Genomic DNA, 18,571 nt, shown 5'->3' with positions numbered 1-18,571 from the left:
TTCGTCTCACCGGTGTGTCCGACAAATCACGCTTAGTAGCCTCAGGACGTGTCACGCATATGGGCGAGGTCCCTTCGCGGCCGGGTCACGCTCATCGCCACCGCGGTGGCCGCCTCCGTGCTGATCCCCGTGGGGATCGGCGGCGTCGGCGTGGCCAGATCGGTCGTCGAGGCCGGCGTGTGGCGGGCCACCCGCGAGGCGGCCTCCCACGTGACCGCCAAGGTCCGCGACGGCGGGCTGCGCGCCGGCGTCATCCCGCTCTCCGACCCCACGGTCGACCTGCTGCAGGTGGTCGAGCCGGGCGGACGCGTGATCGCCCACAGCTCCGCCGCCGCCGGCCGCCGGCCGCTCAGCCAGATCTGGCCGCCGGCCGAGGACCGGGTCGTCAGCACCACCGACTGCCACCGGGACGAGTGCGTCCACCTGACCGCGGTCCGGGTCACGACCGCCGCCGGCTCCCCCGTCGTCTACGCCGGGCGCCTCACGCCGGGCGTGCTGTCCACGTGGCTGCTGGAGGCGGTGGTGGCCAGCCAGGTCGCGATCCTCATCGGGCTGGCCGCCTGGGCCACGTGGCTGGTGACCGGCCGCTCGCTGCGCCCGGTCGCCGCGATGCGCGCGGAACTCGACGCCGTCAACGCCAGCGACCTGAGCCGCCGCGTCTCGGAACCGGCGGGCGACGACGAGGTGGCCCAGCTCGCCCGCTCCATCAACAGCACGCTGGCCCGATTGGAACGTTCCGCCGAGCAGCAGCGCCAGTTCGCCTCCGACGCCTCCCACGAGCTGCGCACCCCCATCGCCGGGCTGCGCGCCCAGCTCGAAAGCGCCCAGCTCTACCCCGAGGACACCGACGTGGCCGAGCTCGTGGGCGGCGCCCTGCGCGACACCGACCGGCTGGAGGCGATCATCACCGACCTGCTGCTGCTGGCCCGCATCGGCTCCCGGGTGGACGTGGTCAAGGAGCCCGTCGACCTGTCGGGGCTGGTCCGCGAGGAGCTGGTCAGCCGGCACGACCACATCGTCGTCCGGCCGTCGCTCACCGAGGGAGTGCTGGTCGAGGGCGTACGGCTGCAACTGGCCCGCCTGCTCACCAACCTCCTGGACAACGCCGAACGGCACGCGGAATCGGAGGTCGGCGTGGGCGTGCGGGCCGAGGAGGGGTTCGCGGTCCTGGAGGTGTCCAACGACGGCGCGGAGATCGCCCCGGAGGACCGCGAGCGCATCTTCGACCGGTTCACCCGCCTCGACGCCGCCCGCAGCCGCGACGCCGGCGGCACCGGCCTGGGCCTGGCCATCGCCCGTGACGTGGCGCTGGCCCACATGGGCAGCATCATGGCCGAGGAGGCCACCGGGGGCGCCCGCTTCGTGGTCCGCCTGCCGCTGGCCGTACGCGAGTAGTGGCGGAGGCGAACGGGAATCGAACCCGCCGCGCTGAGATGCTCAACGCCACCGGTTTTGAAGACCGGGAGGGCCACCAGGCGCCTTCGCGCCTCCACCGGGCACCTTACCGCTTGCGGGCGGCGATCACGGCGTCGTAGAGCGCCTCGTCGTCGGCGGGCGCGAGCGCGCGCAGGTCGAGGAGCAGGCGTCCGTGCTCGATCCGGCCCAGCACCGCGGGCTCGCCCGCCCGCAGCGCCTCGGCCAGCCCTTCCGGTACGGCGACGGCCGCCCCCGCCAGCCGTACACCGGGAGCGCCCCCGCCGCCCACGACCCCGTCGGTCTCGGCCGCCTCGGCGGGCAGCCCCGCGGCGGTGAGGCGGGCGGCCAGCGCGCGGGCGCGCTCCAGCAGGTCGGCCGGGAGGGCGTGCAGCGCGGTGTGGACCGGCGGGCTCGGGCCGGCCAGCGTGGCCTCCAGGGCGGCCAGCGTCAGCTTGTCGACGCGCAGGGCGCGGGCGAGCGGGTGGCGGCGCAGGCGTTCGACGAGCCCGGAGCGGCCGAGCAGGAGCCCGCACTGGGGGCCGCCGAGCAGTTTGTCGCCGCTGGCGGTGACGAGCCCGGCGCCGGCCTTCAGCCAGGTGGCGGCGTCGGGCTCGGCGGGCAGCAGAGGGTCGGGGCGCAGCAGGCCGGAACCGGCGTCGGCGACCAGCGGCACCCCGGCGCGCTCGCACAGCGGGGCCAGGTCGGCCACGTCCGGGGTGCCGGCGAAGCCCTCGATGCGGTAGTTGGAGGGGTGGACCTTGAGCACGAACCCCGTCCCGGGCCCCAGGGCGCCGGTGTAGTCGGCCACGGAGGTGCGGTTGGTGGTGCCGACCTCGCGCAGCCGGGCGCCGGTGGAGGCGAGCAGCTCGGGCAGGCGGAAGCCGTCGCCGATCTCGACGAGCTCACCCCTGCTGATGACGATCTCGCGCCCGGCGGCCAGCGCGGTGGCGGCCAGGACGAGGGCGGCGGCGTTGTTGTTGACGACGTGCACGGCCTCGGCGGCGGGAACGGCGGCGGCCAGCGCCGCGAGGGCGGCCCGCCCGCGGCGGCCCCTGCGCCCGGTGGCCAGGTCGAGCTCGACGTCGGTGGTGCCGGCGGCGGCCGTCAGGGCGGCCGTGGCGGCGGCGGACAGGGGCGCGCGGCCGAGGTTGGTGTGCAGGAGCACGCCGGTGGCGTTGAGGACGCGGCGCGGGCCGCCGTGCGGGAGCGCTTCGAGCGCCTCGAGCGTTTCGGCCAGGACGGCACCGGGCGGGATCTCGCCCTGCCTGGCCCGCTCCTGCGCCCGGTTGACCACGGCCTTGACGCGGTCGCGGCCCAGGCGCTCCACCGCCGGCGCGAGAACCGGGTCCGCGAGGAGGACATCGGTCCTGGGGATCGTGCGCCGGGGATTCGCCATCCGCCTAAAGTTATGATCATGGAGCGGTTGACGCAATACGCGACCGGCGGCGGATGCGCCTGCAAGATCCCGCCGGGCGAACTCGAAGAGGTGCTGTCCGGGTTCGGCGTGCTTCCTCCGGAAGAGGCCGAGGCCGAACTGCTGGTGGGGCTGGCGACCGGCGACGACGCCGCCGTGGTCCGGATCGAGGGCGGCGCCGCGGTCATCAGCACCGCGGACTTCTTCACGCCCGTGGTCGACGACCCCTACGACTGGGGCAGGATCGCCGCCGCGAACGCCCTGTCCGACGTCTACGCGATGGGCGGGCGCCCGATCATGGCGCTGAACCTGCTGTGCTGGCCGCGCGACGTCCTGCCGTACGACCTGGCGCGCGAGGTGCTGCGCGGCGGAGCGCAGGTGGCGAGGGAGGCGGGCTGCCACGTCGCGGGCGGCCACAGCGTGAGCGACCCCGAGCCGAAGTACGGCATGGCCGTCACCGGCCTGGCCGACCCCGGCGAGCTGATGCGCAACGACGCCGGCCGGGCGGGGCTGCCGCTGTCGCTGACCAAGCCACTGGGCCTGGGCGTGCTGAACAACCGGCACAAGAGCACCGGCGAGGTGTTCCCGCAGGCCGTGGCGACCATGGCGGCCCTGAACGCCGAGGCGGCACGGGCCGCGGCGGCCCAGGGGATCTCATGCGCCACGGACGTGACCGGGTTCGGGCTGCTCGGGCACCTGCACAAGCTCGCGCGCGCCTCCGGGGTGACGGCGGTGCTGGACGCGGCCGCGGTGCCGCTGCTGGAGGGGGCGCGCGAGGCGGTGCGCGACGGCTACGTGCCGGGCGGCTCGCGGCGCAACCTGGACTGGGTCCGTCCGCACCTGGCGGCGGACGGCGTGGCCGAGCAGACGCTGCTCCTCCTGGCCGACGCGCAGACCTCGGGCGGGCTGCTGCTGGCCGGGGAGATCCCGGGCGCGCCGGTGATCGGGCACCTGGTGGCCGACCGCGGGCACACGGTGGAGGTCCGCGCATAGCGGGCCCGCATAAAGCGTTCATGCGGCCCGCATTGAACGCCGCAGTCATGACAGGCCCATCGATCAGGCGTTGAGGAACAAAGGTCGTTATGAGCAGGAATTTCGGCGTAACTCGCCGCCCATCGGTTTACGCCTTCACCCTGACCTGCGCAAACGCGAAATCGTTTGCGAAGAAGTAACGCCAGCTCACGGCGATCTCGAGAGCACGCAGATAGTACCAAACAAACATCGGGAAACCTCTGGAAACAACGCTTCCGAGCCGGGATCATGTGGGGATGACCGATCAGGCTCCCCAGGGCGTCGACCCGAGGGTCCCGAACGCGGCCCGGATGTACGACTACTTCCTCGGCGGGACGGACAACTTCCCCGCCGACAGGGAGTTAGCCGACATGGTGCTGAACGTCCTGCCCAAGGCGCGTGAGGGGGCGCAGCAGAACCGGCTGTTTCTCGGCCGGGTCGTGCGTTACCTCGTCGAGCAGGGGATCAGGCAGTTCATCGACCTCGGCTCCGGGCTGCCGGCGCGGGAGAACGTGCACGAGGTGGCCCACCGTCACGCACCCGAGTCCAAAGTGGTCTACGTCGACAACGACCCCGCCGTGTGCGCGCACGGCCGGGCGCTGCTGGCCGACCCCGGGCGCGTGCTGATGCTGGAGGCCGACGCCCGCGCCCCCGAGCGTGTGCTGCAGGACCCGGAGGTGCGGGCGCTCATCGACTTCGACCGGCCGGTCGCGGTGCTCATGCTGTTCTTCCTGCATCTGATCCCGGACTCCGGCGATCCCCGTGACTTCGTCCGCGACTACCGGGAGGCGCTGGCGCCGGGCAGCTTCCTCGCGCTGACCCACATCGGCGCCGACGAGCGGGCCGGCCGTACCATCGAGCTCTACCGCAGCGCCGGCGCATCTTTTGACCCTGGGCCCGGCGCGGAGATCGAGTCGTTCTTCGGCGACTTCGAGCTCCTCCCGCCGGGCCTGGACACCGCGTGGCCGTTCACCGGCCCGGAGGACACGATGGTCCCGGATGTGGATCCGGCCAGGATGGGGTACGCGGGCATCGGCCGCAAACCCTGGTGAGCCTCAGCCGACCGGCGCCATCTCCTTGGGCCTCGGCTTGCCCCCGTCCCCGTCCTCGTCCAGCAGCGTGGCCTCGTCGAACGGCGCCCGCCCGGCCAGCACCTCCTGGGCACGGTCCCGGTCGAACTCCTTGGTCCAGGTGCCCACCAGCACGGTCGCCACCGCGTTGCCGGCGAAGTTCGTCAGCGCCCGCGCCTCGGACATGAAGCGGTCGATGCCCACGATGAGGCCGACCCCGTCCACCAGCTCCGGCCGGTGCGACTGCAGCCCGCCCGCGAGCGTGGCCAGGCCCGCCCCGGTGACGCCCGCCGCGCCCTTCGAGGCGATGATCATGAACAGCAGCAGCGAGATCTGCTCCCCAAGCCCCAGGGGCGCCCCGGTGGCCGAGGCGACGAAGAGCGTGGCCATCGTCAGATAGATGGCGGTGCCGTCCAGGTTGAAGGAGTATCCGGTGGGCACCGTGATGCCCACGACCGGACGGCTGACGCCCAGGTGCTCCATCTTCGCGATGAGGCGCGGCAGCGCCGACTCCGAGGACGAGGTGGACAGGATCAGCAGGAACTCCCGGCCGAGGTAGCGCAGCAGCGACCACAGGTTGATCCGGGCGACCAGCCACAGCAGCGGCCCGAGCACCAGGCCGACGAAGAGCAGGCAGGTGACGTAGAAGCCGATCATGATGACGGCCAGCGACTGCAGCGCCTTGATCCCGGTCGAGCCGACCACCGCGGCGATCGCGCCGAAGGCGCCCACCGGCGCGGCCCACATGATCATGGCCAGGACGCGGAACACGAGCCGCTGGATGTGCCCGATGCCGTTGAGGATGGGTGCCGCCTTGGCGCCCATCGCCTGCAGGGCGAAGCCGCACAGCAGCGCCACCAGCAGCGTCTGGAGCACCTGGCCCTCGGTGAAGGCCGACACGAGCGTGGCCGGGATGATCCCCAGCAGGAAGTCCACCGTGCTCGCCTCCCCGCCCTTGGCCGCCTCCTCCCCCGCCGCCTGCCGGGCGGCGTCGGTGATCTGCAGCCCGGCGCCCGGGTCCAGCAGGTTGCCCACGACCAGGCCGATGACGAGGGCGACGGTGGACATGGCGATGAAGTAGCCCAGCGCCAGGCCGCCGACCCTGCCGACCTTGGCCGCCTTGGTCACCGAGCCCACGCCCAGCACGATCGTGCAGAAGATGATCGGGCTGATCATCATCTTGATCAGGTTGACGAAGCCCGTGCCCAGGGGTTTGAGCGCCTTGCCGGCATCCGGCCAGATGAAGCCGACGGCGATGCCGAGCAGCACCGCCACGATGACGGCCAGGTAGAGGTAGCGAGTTCGATCACGCATGGGAGGTCTCCGGCTTTGGAGGCAGGTTCTGGTTGTGCGAATATGCGCTGCAGAGTGACCCAGGTCACGATTTCGTTCATTACGTAAACCGGGAGGGCCCCGATGCGGCGCTGGAGCCTGGCAGGTCAGATGCTCCTGCTGCAGCTGGCGGTGGTCACCGTCACCGTGACGGGCGGGAGCGTGCTCGCGCTGGTGCAGGCGCACGAACTGCTCAACGACGAGGCGGCGAGCACGGCCGTGGCGGTCGCGAAGACCGTGGCGGCCTCTCCCGAGGTCCTGTCCGGCCTCACCGTGAAGAACCCGACGATCCCGCTGCAGCCCTACGCCGAGGGGGTGCGCCACGCGACGGGCGTCGACTTCGTGACCATCATGAACGCGGACGGCATCCGCTACACCCATCCGAATCCCAAGGAGATCGGCAAACGCTTCCTGGGCCACATCGAACCGGCGCAGCGCGGCGAGACGTTCACCGAGACCTACAAGGGCACGCTGGGCGACTCCATGCGCGCCGTCTCCCCCGTCGTGCGCGACGGCCGGGTCACGGCCCTGGTCAGCGCGGGCATCACGGTCAACCGCATCACCGCCCGCCTGTACGACCAGCTCATGTGGGGCTCGCTGGTCGCCCTGCTCGCGCTGGCCGCCGGCGGCGCCGGCACCTGGCTGGTGACGGTACGGCTGCGCCGCCAGACCCACGGCCTCGGGCCGGTGGAGCTCGGGCGCATCCATGCCCACCACGAGGCCGTCCTGCACGCCGTACGGGAAGGGCTGCTGCTCGTGGGCAGGGACGGGACGCTGACGCTGTGCAACGACGCCGCCCGCACGCTGCTGGCCCTGCCGCCGGACGCCGAGGGGCGGCCCGCGCCGGAGCTGGGCGACGACCGCGTGCACGTCGTCGGCGACCGGGTGCTGCAGGTCAGCAGCACGCCCAGTGAGCTGGGCCAGGTGGTGACCGTGCGCGATCGCACCGAGCTGCAGGCGCTGGCCGGTCAGCTCGACGCCGAGCGCGGGTTCGCCGAGTCGCTGCGCGCGGCGGCGCACGAGGCGGCCAACCGCCTGCACACGGTGATCACGCTGGTCGAGCTGGGGCGGACCGAGCAGGCGGTGGCCTTCGGCACGGCGGAGCTGCGCTCGGCCCAGCAGCTGACCGACCGGGTCGTGGGCTCGGTGCGCGAGCCGGTGCTGGCGGCGCTGCTGCTGGGCAAGAGCGCGCAGGCGGGCGAGCGCGGCGTCGAGCTGGTGATCAGCGAGGACAGCCGGCTCGACGACGTGGACGTGGCCCCGCGCGATCTCGTGACGATCGTCGGCAATCTGCTGGACAACGCCATCGAGGTGGCCTCGCGGGTGGAGGTGGTGGTGCGCACGGAGCCGGACGGGACCCTGATCCGGGTCAGCGACGACGGGCCGGGGCTGCCCGACCCGGGCGCCTTCGGCAAGGGGTGGACGACCAAGGGCGACGGCCGGGGCCTCGGGCTGGCGCTGGTGGGCCAGGCGGTGCGCCGCCTGGGCGGGCGCATCGAGGTGGACGGCTCGGCCTTCACGGTGCGGCTGCCGTGATCTCCGTCCTGGTCGTCGAGGACGAGGAGATCACCGCCGAGGCCAACCGCATCTACGTCGAGCGGGTGCCCGGCTTCACGGTGGCCGGCGTGGTGCGCTCGGGGGGCGAGGCCCTGCGGTTCCTGCGCGGCACTCCGGTGGACCTCATCCTGCTCGACCTCTACCTGCCCGACATGCACGGCCTGGAGGTCTGCCGGGCCGTCCGCGCGGGCGGGCTGATGTGCGACGTCATCGCCGTGACCTCCGCGCGCGACCTGGCGATGGTGCGCTCGGCGGTCTCGCTCGGCATCTCGCAGTACCTTCTCAAGCCGTTCACCTTCTCCGCCCTTCAGGAGAAACTCAAGAGGTACGCAAGATTTCGCGAAGACGCCGGGCAAATCATCGGCCAAGGCGACGTAGATCGCGTGCTGGGAACGCTGCGCGGCAGTTCGAGTCTGCCCAAGGGCATGCAACAGGACACCCTGGACGCGATCGCGGCGAAGCTGCGTTCGGCAGAAGCGGGCATGTCCGCGCAGGCAGTGGGTTCGGCCACCGGAATGTCCCGGGTGACCGCCCGCAGATACCTGGAGTATCTGGTGGAAATCGGATCAGCGGTACGGCTGCCGCAGTACGGAGCTGTCGGAAGGCCAGAACTTCTCTACCGGATGACACCCCGCAGTTAATCGAGGGTTCAATTCCGGGGCCTAGCTTCGGGTGGCACCTACCCATTTCGAGGAGTCACCTTGCGAGTCCTGGCCGTCATTCCCGCCCGCGGAGGTTCTGTGGGCGTACCCCTGAAGAACCTCGCTCCGGTGGGCGGGATCCCGCTGGTCACCAGAGCCGTCCGGGCCTGCGTCCGGGCGGAGCTGATCGACCGGGTCGTGGTCAGCACCGACCATGACGGGATCGCGACGGCCGCACGCGAGGCCGGGGCCGAGGTCGTGGACCGCCCGGCCGAGCTGAGCGGCCCCAGCGCCTCCAGCGAGTCAGCGGTGCTTCACGCGCTCGACGCGGGCGAGGGTGAGCCGGAGGTCGTGCTGCTGGTCCAGTGCACCAGCGCCTTCATCGACCCGGCCGACCTCGACGCGGCCATCGCCAAGGTGCTGGACGGCACGGCCGACGCGGTCTTCTCCGCCACCGCCACCCACGAGTTCCTGTGGGACGCCGCGGGCGTCGGCATCAACCACGACCGCTCGGTCCGCCTGCCCCGCCAGGAGCTCGACCCGCAGTACCGCGAGACCGGCGCCTTCTACGTGATGCGCGCCTCCGGGCTGCGCGAGCACGGCCACCGCTTCTTCGGCGAGGTCGCCGTCCAGCCGGTCTCCCCCACCCACGCGGTCGAGGTGGACACCCCCGCGGACCTGGAGATCGTGCGCGCGCTCGCCCCCTTCGTGGACGCGCCGGAACCGATCGACGTGGACGCGGTCATCACCGACTTCGACGGCGTGCACACCGACGACCGCGCCTACGTCGACTCCGAGGGCCGCGAGATGGTCCTGGTCAGCCGGTCGGACGGCATGGGCATCTCGCTGCTGCGCCGCTCCGGGGTCAAGGTGCTGGTGATGTCCACCGAGCACAACCCGGTCGTGGCCGCCCGGGCCCGCAAGCTCGGCGTGCCGGTGCTGCAGGGCCTGGCCGAGAAGGCGACCGTGCTGCGCGACTGGCTGGCCATCGAGGGCCTCGATCCCGCCCGCGTCGCCTATGTGGGCAACGACGTCAACGACCTCGGTCCCATGGGCCTGGTCGGCTGGCCGATCGCGGTGCCCGACGCGCACCCCAAGGTCCGGGCCGCGGCGCGGGTCGTGCTCACCAGGGCGGGCGGGGCGGGAGCCGTACGCGAGCTGTGTGACCGGGTGTCGGCGGCGCGCCCCGAGCCCGCGGCCGAGCCGTCGCAGCCCCGCGCGGCGCTGCGGCTGGCCACCACCCCGGTCGCGATCGGGGACGTCATGGTCGGCGACGACCAGCCGGTGTACGTGATCGGCGAGATCGGCATCAACCACAACGGCGATCTCGACCTGGCCCGCCAGCTCATCGACGTGGCCGCCGACGCCGGTTGCCAGGCGGTGAAGTTCCAGAAGCGGACCCCGTCGATCTGCGTGCCGGTCGAGCAGCGCTCGCAGATCCGGCAGACGCCGTGGGGCGAGATGACCTACCTGGAGTACAAGGAGCGGACCGAGTTCGGCCACGACGAGTACGCCCAGATCTCCAAGTACTGCGACGAGCGCGGCATCCAGTGGTTCGCCTCGCCGTGGGACGTGCCCTCCGTGGAGTTCCTGGAGGAGATGAACGTCCCGGTCCACAAGATCGCCTCGGCCAGCGTCGCCGACCACGAGCTGCTGCGCGCCCTGGCCGCCACGGGCAAGCCGATGATCCTGTCCACCGGCATGTCCACGCTGAGCGAGATCGACGAGGCGGTCGAGATCCTCGGCACCGGCAAGCTCGTCATCATGCACGCCACCTCGACCTACCCGCTGCCGCCCGAGGAGGCCAACCTCCGCACGATCACCACCCTCAAGCAGCGGTACGGCGTGCCCGTCGGGTACTCCGGCCACGAGCGCGGCCTGCAGATCTCGCTGGCCGCGGTCACGCTCGGCGCGGTGGCCGTGGAGCGGCACATCACGCTCGACCGGACCATGTGGGGCTCCGACCACGCCGCCTCCCTGGAGCCGTCGGGCCTGGAGCACCTGGTGCGCGACATCCGGATCATCGAGCAGGCTCTGGGCGACGGCGTCAAGCGCGTCTTCCCCGGTGAGGAGGCCCCCAAGGCCCGGCTGCGCCGCGTCACCGTCTGATGGGGGCGATGCTCTCGGTGATCGTGCCGGTCCGCGACGGCGAGGCGTACATCGCCGACGCCCTCGCCTCGCTGGCCCGCAACGCCCGGCCGGACTTCGAGTTCATCCTGGTCGACGACGGCTCCGTGGACGGCACGGGCGCCATCGTCGAGGACGCGGCGGTGCCGGGGCTGTCGGTGATCCGGCACCTGACGCCGGTGGGGCTGGCCGACGCCCGCAACGCCGGGCTGGCCGCGGCCTCCGGGCGCTACGTCACGTTCCTCGACGGCGACGACTGGCTGGCCCCGGGGTACCTGGCCGAGCTGGTCAGCGCGATCGACTCCCTGGGCTGCGACTTCGTGCGCGCCGACCACGTGCAGGTCGAGGACCGCAAGCGGGTCGTGCACCGCGCCCCCTGGGCGCGCAGGGGCATGGTGCTCGATCCCCGCAGCGCGATCCTTCCCGCCGAGGTCAAGACAATGGTCGACTACCCGTACGCCTGGGCCGGGATCTACCGGCGCTCGCTGCGCGACCTGCTGCACTTCCCCGGCTCGCTGCACACCGCCGAGGACCGGCCGTGGATCTGGCGCCTGCACCGGGAGGCCGCCACGTTCGCGGTGGTCTCCATGGCCGGCGTCTTCTACCGGCGGCTGGTCAGCGGCTCGCTCACCCAGGTGGGCGACGAGCGTCAGCTGCACTTCTTCGACGCCTTCGACCTGGTCTTCAAGGACCTCGAACCGCAGTATCTCGGCAAGGCGGTGCGCAACTTCTGCGCCCTCCTCGCCCACCATCTGGAGCTGGCCGACCGCTTCACCCCGGACCTGCGCGCCCGCTTCACCGAGCGCGGCGCCGCCATGGTGCGCGGGCTGCCCGCCGACCTCGTGGCCGAGTCGGTCGCGCGGATGTCCGTCGAGCGCGAGGAAGTGCTGCGCGCGCTTGTCCCAGAACTGCCCGGCAGGTCCGTGCGCCTGCGCCGGGACCGGGAGGAGCTCACATGACCGAGCGTGCCGAGGTCGTGCGGCCGACGAGGGGGGCCTCATGACCCAGGTGTTCTACGCCTCCACGCTCTACGGCGCGATGTCGCTGGCCGCGGCGATCGACGAGGGGGCGTTCGGCCCGCGCGAGGGCCGGCGCATGCTGCTGGTCTCCAACAACGCGGCGGTGCCCGAGGTGGCGCTGCCGCTGGACCGCATGCCGGGCTTCGCGGTGCTGCGCTCCCGCTTCGACGAGGTGGTGTCGTGGAACGACCTGATCGCGCCGCTGCACCCGTCGGCGTGGAAGGCGCGGGTCATCGAGGTGCCGATGCTGGAGCGGCTGCTGCGCACCTGGCTCGGCCTCGACGAGGTCGCGGAGCTGGTGCTGGAGTCGATCGCGGTCGCGCCCGCGCGCACGATCGCCGGCCTGATCCGCGACTGCCCCATCACCGTCTACGCCGACGGGCTGATGAGCTACGGCCCCACCCGCGACCCGCTGCCCGCCGAGATCTTCCGCCGCATCACCCGCCTGCTCCACCTGGACCTGGTGCCGGGCCTGACGCCGATGCTGCTCAGTGAGTACGGCGTGCCCGCCTCGACCATCTCCGACGAGGCGTTCCTCGAGGTGGTCACCCAGGTGGCCGGGACCGCCCCGGACATGCTGGCCGGGCAGGCGATGCTCCTCGGGCAGTACCTGTCGGCGCTGGAGATCCTCACCCCGCAGGAGGAGGCGGCGCTGCACGAGTCGATGCTGCGCGCCCTGGCCGACCTCGGTCACACCAATGTGGTCTTCAAGCCGCACCCGGCCGCCGGGCGGCGGCACGCCCGGCTGCTGCGGGCCGCGGCCGAGCCGCTGGGCGTGAAGCTGTCGGTGGCCGACGAGAGCGTCCCGGCCGAGGTGTGCTTCGCCGCGCTGCGGCCGGAGCTGGTCGTCGGCTGCTTCTCGACCGGGCTGGTCAGCGCGCGGCACTTCTACGGGCTGCCGGCCGCCGCCTTCGGCACCGAGCTGGTGCTGGAGCGGCTCACGCCGTACGAGAACAGCAACCGCGTGCCGGCCACGATCGTCGACGCGCTGCTGTGTGACGGGCGGCCGCCGCTGGCGGACGTGGTGCGCGCGGTGGGGTACTGCATGCAGCCGGACGCGCATCCGGACCTGCGCCCGCACGCGGCGGAGTTCATCGGCGCGCACGGCAGCGGCCGCTACTTCAAGAAGCAGCGGCTGGCGGCGCTCGACCTGCTGCCGGGGTCGGAGCAGCCGAGCCCGCTGTCGCGGCTCAAGCGGAGGCTGAGCCGCGCACTGTCCTGAGATTTCCTGACAAGCGGCCTGCCTGTGTGACAGGCTGGCCGATCATGAGCTTACGTCGCCGGCTGGCGGTGGGGATCATGCGTGCCGCCCGCGCCGCCAACCGCAGCCGGGTGGCCAGGACGCTGCTGCGCGGGCGCAGCGTGCGCAGGCTGCCGCTGGTCAACGTCCTCTACCATCGCGTCTTCCGCATGGGTGTGGCCCCGGGCGCCGTCGTGGCGTACCGGGGCGTGCGCCTGAGCGGCCCGGCATGGGACAACACGATCATGCCGTCGATCTCCGGCGGCTACTACGAGGAGTTCGAGGTCTCGCTCTTCGAGAAGCTCGCCGGGCTCGGCGGGACGGTCGTGGACGTGGGCGCCAACATCGGCGTCTACGCCTGCGCGGGCGGCGCCCGGATGCCGTCGGGCCGGCTGCTGGCCTTCGAGCCGGTGCCGGAGAACCTCGGCCACCTGCGGGCCAACGTCGAGCGCAACGGCCTGGCCGGACGGGTCGAGGTGGCGGCCGTGGCCGTCGGAGCGGCGCAGGGCACGCTCGAGCTGCATCTGTCGGCCGAGCAGTCCGGCAAGCACTCGGCCGACGCCCGCAACGCCGGGCCGGGCGGGCAGTCGGTCACGGTGCCCATGACGACGCTCGACGCCTACCTGGACGGCCAGGGGGCCGACCTGATCAAGATCGACGTGGAGGGGTACGAGGGGTTCGTGCTCCGGGGGGCCGCCGAGACGCTGGCGGCCCGGCCCGCGCTGTTGTTCGAGCTGCACCCCGAGCTCCAGGCCAACTGCGGTTTCGACACCGGCGAGCTGCTCGATCTGGTCTACGCGCGCTACCCGCACGTCTACCTGATCGACGAGCTGCGCAACGCCCTCGTGCCGTGTGAGCGCGCCTACTTCGACCGGCCGGGCGCCGTCGGCCTCTACCGCTCCAACGTCGTCGCCGCCGGCCGTACCGAGCACCTCGAGGCGCTGCGCCCGCACCTGGCCGGCTAGCGCAGGACGCGAGCGAGCCTGCGCTTGGTCTTGTAGCCGAGGCGCAGCACCTCGGGCGGCACCTCCACCCGGAGCCGGGCCCGGCGGCGGGCCGCCGCGTGCACGGGCCCGTCCAGGAGCGAGCGCGGCGGCGGCCGCTCGCCGCCCAGGAGCTCGCCGAGCCGGGACACCCAGGTGCTGGCCGCGGCCGGGTGGAAGTAGTTGGCCGCCCGCCACTCCTGCTCCGGGGCGCGGAAGACGCCGTCGGCCAGGTCGTCGAGCGTGCCGAGGAGCCCGCTGCCGGCGAAGACCAGGTTGATCATCTCGGCGCTGACCCCGAAGTCCTCCAGCACCAGCAGCGGCACGTCCCGGTCGATCGCCTCCAGCGCCGCGGTCGAGCTGACCGTCACGAAGCCGGCCGCCAGCGACAGGTGCTCGTCCATCGACCCGGCCGCGAACCGCAACCGGCCCGGCTCGCCGAGGTCCTGCCAGAGCCGCTGGTAGGGGTGGCGTTCGTTGTGGGTCTGCCGCTCGCCGTCCAGGGCGCGCAGCTTGACCACCACGTCGAGGTCGGGCCGCCGCTCGGCCAGCTTGGCCAGGGCCAGCAGCACCTGCTCGCGCTCCTCCCGAGCGCGCGGGACCTTGGCCTGGGTGGCGAAGACCACCCGGTCGCGCTCGCGGCCGTCGGGCTCGAAGCCGGGCGGCACCGGGCCGCGCAGGAACGGCAGGCGGGCCAGGCCCAGCAGGCCGCCTCCGCCCAGCCGGCCGGCCACCTCGCCGAACTCGGCCACCTCCCGTTCGCTGTGCACGACGAACAGGTCGCAGCCGCTGCGGAACAACCACGCCTTGTCGGTGGCCGGGACCGAGATGCCGGGCAGGCCGGTGACGAAGACGGGCCTGGGCCGCACCTCGTCCAGTACCTCGGCGACCAGCACGTCCACCACCGGCCCGGTGCACGCCACGACGATCACGTCGGGTTTCGTGCGCTGCGCCGTACGCCTGAGCGAGCGCGCGGACAGCACCGGCGGCAGGGGCCCTTCTCCGACTGCGGCGGCGATCTGCAGCGGCGAGGGCACGATCGGCGTGCGCACCACGGCGAGCTCGCGCTCCCAGTCCGCGGGCAGGTCGGCGAGCAGGCAGGCCGCCCACTTCAGATATGAGTCAGAGTCGGCCACAGCCAGGATCCTCACCCGGCAACCCCCGTCAGATGTGAGCGAAGCGCCGGTTCTGCCCGGCTTGTCCACCAGTCGTCCGGCACCTCGACCGGTTCGACCGCAACCCCCCGGGTGCCGAGCAGCACGCGCAGCGAGGTGATCGCGGTCGAGGGCAGGCTCAGCACGCGGTGGCCGGAGTCCAGGCCCCGGAGCGTGAGCTCGGCGGGGACGCCGGCGTCGTGCACGGTGATGCCGGGGCGCTCCCGGATCTCCGCCACGTCCACGGGGTCCTCGCGCCGGTGGGGGAAGTAGGCGACGGGCTCGCTGGCCGCCAGCTCGGTCAGCCAGCGCAGATACCGCTCGCGGTGCACGAGCCCGTTGCGCACCAGCGAGGTGCCGAGCACGACCGTGCGCTCGGCGGGGATGGGCGAGCGCAGGGGCTGCGCGCGCAACCAGTCGAACTCGTGGGAGACCAGCTCGAAGCCGCGCCCCCGGACCGCCGTGGCCAGCTCGTCCTTGACGGGCAGCGCGGTGAAGACCGACGCCTTGGCCCCCGCCAGCCGCAGCGCCGTCGCCGCCCCGAGCACCTTGCGCAGCGTCCCCGCCTTGTGCCGGGCGCGCAGCAACGGCCGGTACGGCCCCGCCGCCAGCAGCTCCAGCAGCCGGAGCGTCGCCAGGCCGTCGTCGACGATGACGATGTGTCCCGGCCTGGAGGTCAGCCAGCGCAGCTGCACCCGCCCGGAGAAGGCGTCCCCCACGACCTGGACCGGCCGCGGCATCTTCTCGCTGGGCCTGGCCAGCTCCAGCCCGTCGGGCAGGTCGAGCCCGGCCAGCTCGCGCCGCGTCGCCACCAGCGCACGCTGGCGCGCCCTCGGCACGATGACCGTGCGCTCACCGAGCAGCCCGGCATGATGGGCCTCGACGGCGCAGAGCATCTGGAGCGGCGATTCCACCCAAGCCCATTGCTTCTTCACGACGGGTTCAAGCTAGCCCGGTCGCCTAAACCGGCAGGGAACGGCATATGAACAATGGGCAGCATGAACTCGCTGCTGCTCAACACCGACGGTGTGCAGATCCCGCAGCTGGGTTTCGGCGTCTGGCAGGTGCCCGACGACGAGGCCGAGCGCTCGGTGACCACGGCATTCCAGGTCGGCTACCGCCATATCGACACCGCCAGGCTCTACTACAACGAGGAGGGGGTCGGCCGGGCCTTCCGCGCCTCCGGGCTGCCGCGGGAGAAGGTGTTCATCACGACCAAGCTCTGGAACTCCGACCACCACAGGGCGGAGCAGGCATTCGACGAGAGCCTGGCCCGGCTGGGCCTGGACTATCTCGACCTCTATCTCATCCACTGGCCCGTCCCCTCACAGGACAAATACCCCCAGGCCTGGACGGCTCTGGAAAAGATCTACCGGGACGGTCGTGCCCGCGCCATCGGGGTCTCTAACTTCACGGTCGGCGCCCTCACCCGGCTGATGAACGAGACCGAGATCACCCCGTCGATCAACCAGGTCGAGCTGCACCCGCACTTCCAGCAGGCCGAGCTGCGCGCCTTCCACGAGGCGAACGGCATCCTCACCGAAGCCTGGAGCCCGCTGGGCCAGGGCAAGGGCCTCCTGAACGAGCCCGCCCTCGCCACATTGGCCGGAAAACACGGCAAATCGCCCGCTCAGATCGTGCTCCGCTGGCACATCCAGCTCGGCAACGTGGTGATCCCCAAGTCGGTCACGCCGGCCCGGATCAAGGAGAACATCGACGTCTTCGGGTTCACCCTCGACCCGGAGGACATGGCCGCCATCGGAGCCATGAACACCAGCACTCGGCTGGGCCCCGATCCGGCAAATTTTAACTGGATGGGATGACCGGCTGGTGCGGCCTTTTGGCCGCACCAAGCCTTGCCAGATCATTTATGGGTTTGTAATTTCCTTGCCCCATGTATTACCTTCGGGCCATCCACGGCATACGTCCGGGCTACCCGTTCGTTGCCAGACCATCGCACACGACATCACAGGCTTTGCCTGTGACCGCTGAATCCGCACCCTCGCGGAACCGGGGACCCAGGTCCTTGGGGTGAATCGGCGCACCCGCGCCGTAGGGCAGCTTCCACGCCCGAACCCGTCAGCTAACCCGGTAAGCGGCATGGAAGCAAGGAGTTACCCCACCCGATGGCCAGTCATCGTCTTACCCGTGCCCCCAAGGCTACGCTGACCCGCGCCGCTCTCGGCGCGACCATCGCCGCAACGGCCTTCGCCGCCTGCCCCGCCCAGGCGTCCTCCGTCCCCGAGGCCGCCCCCGCGCAGCAGCGGCTCGCCCCGCCGGCCGACGCCGGCAAGAAGTCCGCCGAGGACCGCCCCAAGCCCACCGCCGCCCAGCTCCTGGCCCTGGCCAAGAAGCAGATCGGCACCAGCGAGAACGCCAAGGGCGGCGGCACCAAGTTCCAGAAGTGGTACATGGACTCCCCCCGCGCCGCCGAAACCATCAAGCGCGACGGCGGCGACCGCCAGGGCTACCTGAACGCCGCGTGGTGCGCGATGTTCGTCAGCTGGGTCGGCGAGGAGATGGGCGCCCGCTCCACCGTCGGCTGGGACGCCTACACCGTCACCTACGCCAGGTGGTTCAAGAACAACAGCCGCTGGGGCGCCGCCCCCAAGCCCGGCGCGGTCGTCTTCTTCTCCTGGAAGGGCCGGAAGAACCTCGACGCCATCCAGCACGTGGGCTTCGTCATCAAGGACAACGGCAACGGCACCATCACCACCGTCGAGGGCAACACCGGCAACGGCAAGGTGGAAGAACGCACCCGCCCCACCTCCCAGGTCGTCGGCTACGGCTACCCGGACTACTCGGCCTGAGTGCTCCTCTTATCTCCTTCTCCTCTCCTCTCCCTGAACGGCGCGCCCGCTCCCCTCGGGCGCGCCGTTCGCCTTTCCCGCCGCGGTGCGCATCAGGGTCTTTTACGGCAGGCCGCCGCCCCCGCCTCCCGCCGCGGCGGGCGGGCGCCGATCGTCGGGCGCTTCTCACGTCGGACAGCGTTCTCACCGCCACGACGCCCCCTTGGCCAGTCCCCCCGGCCTCCCGCCGACCACGTTGCGCCGGACCCCGCCGCACACCCCCTCGCCGACCCGGCGCCAAACCCCGGGAACCGCCCCTCCGGGCTCCGCCTTCCCGGCTCGGCCCTTCCCGCTCCACCTTCCCGCTTCACCCCTCCGGCTGCACCCCTCTGGCTCCACCTCCCCGCTCCGCCCCTCCGGATCCGCCCCTCCAGCTCCGTCCCTCCGGCTGCACCCCTCCGGCTGCACCTCCCAGCTCCGCCCCTCCGGCTCCGCCCCTCCCGGCTCCGCCCCTCCCTCCCCTCCACCACTCCCACTCCGGGTTCCCCGTTCTCCGCCACCGCCCCCTCGCCGGTTCCCGGTGAAACTCTCGGGTTTCTGCCGACCCTTTATCCGGCCCACGAATTTGCCAGGCCGTAATCACTTCGTGATATCCCGCCACTCGAGTAACACGCGTAACACCCTCCACTTCAGCCGCGAAATCAACACCCGGTTTCGCGTAGAACATCCCACGGGAGCGCTCCCAGAGCCGTCCAGACGGCTTTGTCCTTCAAAATCCTGAAAAATCCAGCGGAATGTAACGGTTACGCCTCACACCG

General features: G+C 71.9%; 15 protein-coding genes, 1 tRNA gene and 1 riboswitch. Of the genes, 11 read left to right on the top strand and 5 right to left on the bottom strand.

The genetic code is table 11. The annotated features are described in order from the left end of the window. The first annotated feature begins 48 nt into the window (after positions 1-48). Positions 49-1,395: a sensor histidine kinase gene (locus FVE25_RS05755; RefSeq protein ID WP_157245279.1), complete on the top strand. Its 1,347-nt coding sequence runs from the start codon at positions 49-51 to the stop codon at positions 1,393-1,395. On the opposite strand, the gene FVE25_RS05750 is transcribed toward FVE25_RS05755, so the two are convergent. Both FVE25_RS05750 and selA read right to left on the bottom strand, forming a co-directional pair. After that, positions 1,396-1,491: transfer RNA gene (locus FVE25_RS05750), tRNA-Sec, on the bottom strand. Between the two features lie 10 nt (positions 1,492-1,501). Beyond that, a complete protein-coding gene (gene selA, locus FVE25_RS05745) occupies positions 1,502-2,812 on the bottom strand; it encodes an L-seryl-tRNA(Sec) selenium transferase (protein WP_157245278.1) in 1,311 nt (436 codons plus the stop codon). Between the two features lie 18 nt (positions 2,813-2,830). Here selA and selD point away from each other — a divergent pair, with 18 nt between their 5' ends. Both selD and FVE25_RS05735 read left to right on the top strand, forming a co-directional pair. Then, positions 2,831-3,823 carry a selenide, water dikinase SelD gene (gene selD / locus FVE25_RS05740; protein ID WP_246266643.1) on the top strand — a complete coding sequence of 331 codons (993 nt, stop codon included), beginning with the start codon at positions 2,831-2,833 and terminating at the stop codon, positions 3,821-3,823. 275 nt (positions 3,824-4,098) lie between these two features. Further along, positions 4,099-4,893, top strand: a complete 795-nt coding sequence (locus tag FVE25_RS05735) for an SAM-dependent methyltransferase (RefSeq protein WP_157245276.1) — start codon at positions 4,099-4,101, stop codon at positions 4,891-4,893. A gap of 3 nt (positions 4,894-4,896) precedes the next feature. Here the strand turns inward: FVE25_RS05735 and FVE25_RS05730 are convergent, their stop codons facing one another. Further along, entirely contained in the window at positions 4,897-6,225 is a 1,329-nt protein-coding gene (locus FVE25_RS05730) for a cation:dicarboxylate symporter family transporter (RefSeq protein ID WP_157245275.1), read from the bottom strand. Positions 6,226-6,327: 102 nt separating this feature from the next. On the opposite strand from FVE25_RS05730, the gene FVE25_RS05725 reads away from it, so the two are divergent. From FVE25_RS05725 to FVE25_RS05700, 6 genes are read left to right on the top strand one after another with little or no spacing between them, the layout of a single operon-like run. Beyond that, positions 6,328-7,779, top strand: coding sequence for a sensor histidine kinase (locus tag FVE25_RS05725; protein WP_157245274.1), 1,452 nt, complete (start codon positions 6,328-6,330; stop codon positions 7,777-7,779). Further along, complete coding sequence (locus FVE25_RS05720) at positions 7,776-8,441, top strand: response regulator (RefSeq protein ID WP_157245273.1); 666 nt, start codon at positions 7,776-7,778, stop codon at positions 8,439-8,441. The genes FVE25_RS05725 and FVE25_RS05720 overlap by 4 nt, the downstream gene beginning before the upstream one ends. 60 nt (positions 8,442-8,501) lie before the next feature. Then, on the top strand, positions 8,502-10,550 hold the full coding sequence (locus tag FVE25_RS05715) for an N-acetylneuraminate synthase family protein (protein WP_157245272.1): 2,049 nt from the start codon (positions 8,502-8,504) through the stop codon (positions 10,548-10,550). Between the two features lie 8 nt (positions 10,551-10,558). After that, positions 10,559-11,527 (top strand): glycosyltransferase family 2 protein, encoded by a 969-nt coding sequence (locus tag FVE25_RS05710; protein ID WP_157245271.1) that lies wholly within the window; start codon positions 10,559-10,561, stop codon positions 11,525-11,527. A 40-nt stretch (positions 11,528-11,567) separates the two neighbouring features. After that, positions 11,568-12,809, top strand: a complete 1,242-nt coding sequence (locus tag FVE25_RS05705; protein WP_157245270.1) for a polysialyltransferase family glycosyltransferase — start codon at positions 11,568-11,570, stop codon at positions 12,807-12,809. A 44-nt stretch (positions 12,810-12,853) separates the two neighbouring features. Next, on the top strand, positions 12,854-13,792 hold the full coding sequence (locus FVE25_RS05700; protein ID WP_157245269.1) for an FkbM family methyltransferase: 939 nt from the start codon (positions 12,854-12,856) through the stop codon (positions 13,790-13,792). Here the strand turns inward: FVE25_RS05700 and FVE25_RS05695 are convergent. After that, a complete protein-coding gene (locus FVE25_RS05695) occupies positions 13,789-14,946 on the bottom strand; it encodes a DUF6716 putative glycosyltransferase (protein WP_246266639.1) in 1,158 nt (385 codons plus the stop codon). The genes FVE25_RS05700 and FVE25_RS05695 overlap by 4 nt on opposite strands. An 11-nt stretch (positions 14,947-14,957) precedes the next feature. Continuing rightward, positions 14,958-15,878, bottom strand: coding sequence for a hypothetical protein (locus FVE25_RS05690; protein ID WP_246266637.1), 921 nt, complete (start codon positions 15,876-15,878; stop codon positions 14,958-14,960). Between the two features lie 84 nt (positions 15,879-15,962). On the opposite strand from FVE25_RS05690, the gene FVE25_RS05685 reads away from it, so the two are divergent. Together FVE25_RS05685 and FVE25_RS05680 are read left to right on the top strand one after the other, a co-directional pair. Beyond that, positions 15,963-16,787: an aldo/keto reductase gene (locus FVE25_RS05685; protein ID WP_181019455.1), complete on the top strand. Its 825-nt coding sequence runs from the start codon at positions 15,963-15,965 to the stop codon at positions 16,785-16,787. Between the two features lie 153 nt (positions 16,788-16,940). Continuing rightward, a riboswitch (cyclic di-AMP (ydaO/yuaA leader) is annotated at positions 16,941-17,077 on the top strand. A gap of 13 nt (positions 17,078-17,090) precedes the next feature. After that, the gene (locus tag FVE25_RS05680; protein ID WP_157245266.1) at positions 17,091-17,774 is read left to right on the top strand and encodes a CHAP domain-containing protein; all 684 of its coding nucleotides are present in this window, start codon (positions 17,091-17,093) and stop codon (positions 17,772-17,774) included. The last annotated feature ends 797 nt before the right edge of the window (positions 17,775-18,571 follow it).

This window comes from Nonomuraea typhae (assembly GCF_009760925.1).
GTDB classification, from domain to species: domain Bacteria; phylum Actinomycetota; class Actinomycetes; order Streptosporangiales; family Streptosporangiaceae; genus Nonomuraea; species Nonomuraea typhae.
This window is presented reverse-complemented; position numbering and strand designations above follow the sequence as displayed.